Source organism: Micromonospora sp. CV4 (assembly GCF_003667455.1).
Classification (GTDB): Bacteria; Actinomycetota; Actinomycetes; order Mycobacteriales; family Micromonosporaceae; genus Micromonospora.
The window spans coordinates 1-3334 of the sequence record NZ_RCVI01000084.1 but is presented as its reverse complement, the minus strand read 5'-3'; the positions used below and the strand labels follow the sequence as shown (position 1 = coordinate 3334).

Here is a 3334-nt window from a genome sequence, read left to right as displayed (position 1 = left end):
GTACATGCTCCCCCCTTTGTTCTAGTACAATCTCCTGTTTGTGTCAGCACGCTATCAGCTCACCGGGACGACGGCCGTCGCGATTTCGGCCAGCATCGAGTCGGGCATCCGTACCGGCGACCTGGCGCCCGGTGCCGCTCTGCCGCCGGTCCGGGTGCTCGCCGCCGAGCTGGGCGTCAGCCCGGCCACGGTCGCCCGCGCCTACCAGGAACTGCGCCAGCGCGGCCTGCTCGCCACCGCCGGTCGGCACGGCACCCGGGTCCGCCCCCGCCCGCCGGTGGCCGCCCGCCGCTCCGCGCTGCGTCCGGCCCCGTTGCCCGGGGCCCGTGACCTGTCCCGGGGTGAGCCCGATCCCCGGCTGCTGCCCGCCCTCGGCCCGCACCTCGCGGCCCTCGCCGCCGAAACCGGCCCGCCGGTCGGCTACTCCGACGCCGGCGTGCTGCCCGAGCTGGCCGCAGCGGCCCGCGCCCGGCTGAGCGCCGACGGCGTGCCGGCCGGGGAGCTCACCCTCACCGGCGGCGCGCTGGACGGCATCGAGCGGCTGCTCGGCGCCCACCTGCGCCCCGGCGACGCGGTCGCGGTGGAGGACCCGGGCTGGGCCAACCTGCTCGACCTGGTCGCCGCGCTGGGGCTGCGTCCGATCGGCGTACCGCTGGACGACGAGGGGCCACTGGTGGCCGGGGTGGCCGCCGCGTTGGCCGCCGGCGCACGGGCGCTGGTGGTCACCAGCCGGGCGCAGAATCCGACCGGCGCGGCCGTCTCCGCCGCCCGGGCCGGGGAACTGCGGGCACTGCTCGCCGGCCGGCAGGACCTGCTGCTGATCGAGGACGACCACGCCGCCGAGCTGGCCCGCGTACCGCTGCATCCGCTGGCCGGCGCGACCGGGAGCTGGGCCTTCCTCCGCTCGGTGAGCAAGCCCTTCGGCCCCGACCTGCGGCTGGCCGTGCTGACCGGCGACGAGACCACGGTGGCCCGGGTGACCGGCAGGACGCGGGTCGGCGCCGGCTGGGTCTCCACCGTGCTCCAGCGGCTGGTGCTCGCGCTGTGGCGCGACCCGGCGGTCGCGGAGGTGGTGGAGCGGGCGGCGGAGAGCTACGAGCGGCGGCGCGAGGGGTTGCTGGCCGCGTTGGCGGAGCACGGCCTGGCCGCCCACGGCCGTAGTGGCATCAACGTCTGGCTGCCGGTGGCGGACGAGACCAGCGCGGTCACCGCGTTGCGTGACGCCGGTTGGTCGGTGGCCCCCGGAGCCCTCTACCGGATCGCCGCCCCGCCCGCCGTGCGCATCACCGTCAGCCCCCTCGCGACCGGGGACCTGGCCCCGCTGGCCGCCGCCCTGGCGGGCGCCGCCCATCCCACCCCGCCCGCCGGCTTCTCCACCTGACCGCACCGGGTCGCCGACAGCTTTTGGTGCTGAAGATGCAGCATCACGACGATTCGGGGCGGTTGGGGTGGGTATGCGGGGCACCGGAGGTGACATGACATGGCTTCAGGTGGCTCGCGCAAGGGGCTCTGGATCGCGGTGGCAGTGGTGATCATCATCATCGTGATCGTGCTGATCGCGCTCGCGTCCGGCGGCGGCGACGGCGGCAACGGTTACTGAACCGGCGGATCCGGCAGGCAGCACCGAACGGGTATATAACAGTCGGCATGGCCGAGCAGACCGGAAGCGCTCCGGGCGCCCAGCGATTCATTCCGCCGGACGCGGACACCATCGACGAGCTGCGCGCCGCCTCAGGTGGCTGCCGGGGGTGCGAGCTGTACCGGGACGCCACGCAGACGGTCTTCGGCCGGGGCGACGAGAGCGCCCGGGTGGTCCTGGTCGGCGAACAGCCCGGCGACATGGAGGACCAGAAGGGGCTGCCCTTCGTCGGTCCGGCCGGCCGGCTGCTGCGCAAGGCCGTCGACGACGCCGGGCTCGACCCCGCGCAGATCTATCTGACCAACGCCGTCAAGCACTTCCGCTTCGAGTTGCGCGGCAAGCGGCGGATCCACCAGACCCCGGACCGGGTCCACATCACCGCGTGCCGGCCCTGGCTGGTCGCCGAGTTCGCCCGGCTGCGCCCGGAGATCGTGGTGGTCCTCGGCGCGACAGCCGCGAAGGCGCTGCTCGGTCCGGCGTTCCGGGTGACGAAGCAGCGCGGGGAGCTGCTGCCCTGGCCCGCGTCGGCCCAGCACCCGGAGGACTTCACCCAGGTGCCGGTCGACAGCGCCGGAAAGCGGGCCGACGCGCCGGAGGCCCGGCTGCTGGCCACCATCCACCCGTCCGCGGTGCTGCGCGCCGACGATCAGGACAAGGCGTACGAGGGGCTGGTCGCCGACCTGACCGTCGGCGCCCGCGCCCTGTCCGGCTGACACCGGCGCCCTCGACGGGATGTGCGCGGCCAGGAACGGTTCCCCGGCAACCAAGGTGAAACAGGCCGTGCCGCCGCAGTTACTCCAGATCTTGGACAGTTGCCGTTCGGCGCGAACGGTAACTGTCCAAGATTGACGATGCCGCGGCGCTGGCGCGCCCGGGCGCCGGCTCGGCCGACAGCGAAACCCCCTGCCGCTCGTCGGCCCGGGTACGCGAGGATGGGTCACCCCCGTCCTGAGGAGCGCCGATGGCCACCGACCTGACCGCGCCGCGTACCGTCCGCCCGGACGTCGCGTCGATCCAGCGGCGTACCCTGCGGCTGCTCTTCACCACCCAGATCATCGGCGGCATCGGCGTGACCATCGGCATCGCCGTCGGCGCGCTGCTCGCCGCCCGGATCGCCGGCACGGCGGCGGCCGGGCTGGCGCAGAGCGCCGGGGTGGTGGGCGCGGCGCTGCTCGCCATCCCGGTCACCCGGATCATGGCGCGGCACGGCCGGCGGCCGGGCCTGGTGGTGGCGTACGTGGTCGGTGCCGTCGGCGGCGTGCTGGTGGTGGTGGCCGCGGCCAACCGCTGGGTGCCGCTGCTCTTCGTCGGCATGCTGCTCTTCGGCGGAGGCACCGCCGCCAACCTCCAGGCCCGCTACACGGCGGTGGATCTCGCCGAGCCGGCCCGCCGGGGGCGGCAGCTCTCCCTGATCGTGTGGGCCACCACCATCGGCGCGGTGGCCGCGCCGAACTTCGCCGCGCTGGCCGACCGGGTCACCACCGGCTGGGGGTTGCCGCCGCTGGCCGGCCCGTTCGCGTTCAGCGCAGTCGCGTTCGTGCTGGCTGGCGGCGTACTCCTCGGGTTGCTCCGGCCCGACCCGCTGCTCACCGCGCGCCGCCTCGCGGCCGCCGACGTGCCGACCGCCGCCGACGGCGATGCCGATGGTCACGCCGATGCCGCCGATGATCTGGGTGGTGAAGAGCAGCCGCAGGG

2 protein-coding genes and 1 pseudogene are annotated in these 3334 nt (G+C 74.9%); all 3 read left to right on the top strand.

What is annotated here, in order from left to right; all coding sequences use genetic code 11:
- Nucleotides 1-40 precede the first annotated feature (40 nt).
- Entirely contained in the window at nt 41-1381 is a 1341-nt protein-coding gene (locus tag EAD98_RS00575; RefSeq protein WP_121652147.1) for an aminotransferase class I/II-fold pyridoxal phosphate-dependent enzyme, read from the top strand.
- Between the two features lie 266 nt (nt 1382-1647).
- On the top strand, nt 1648-2352 hold the full coding sequence (locus tag EAD98_RS00570; protein ID WP_121652146.1) for a UdgX family uracil-DNA binding protein: 705 nt from the start codon (nt 1648-1650) through the stop codon (nt 2350-2352).
- Nucleotides 2353-2600: 248 nt separating this feature from the next.
- Nucleotides 2601-3334: pseudogene (locus tag EAD98_RS00565) on the top strand (MFS transporter); the annotation flags it as partial.

Excerpts from the sequence above, each read along its gene's own strand:
- EAD98_RS00570 (WP_121652146.1), top strand. The coding sequence starts at position 1,648 with ATGGCCGAGCAGACCGGAAGCGCTCCGGGCGCCCAGCGATTCATTCCG.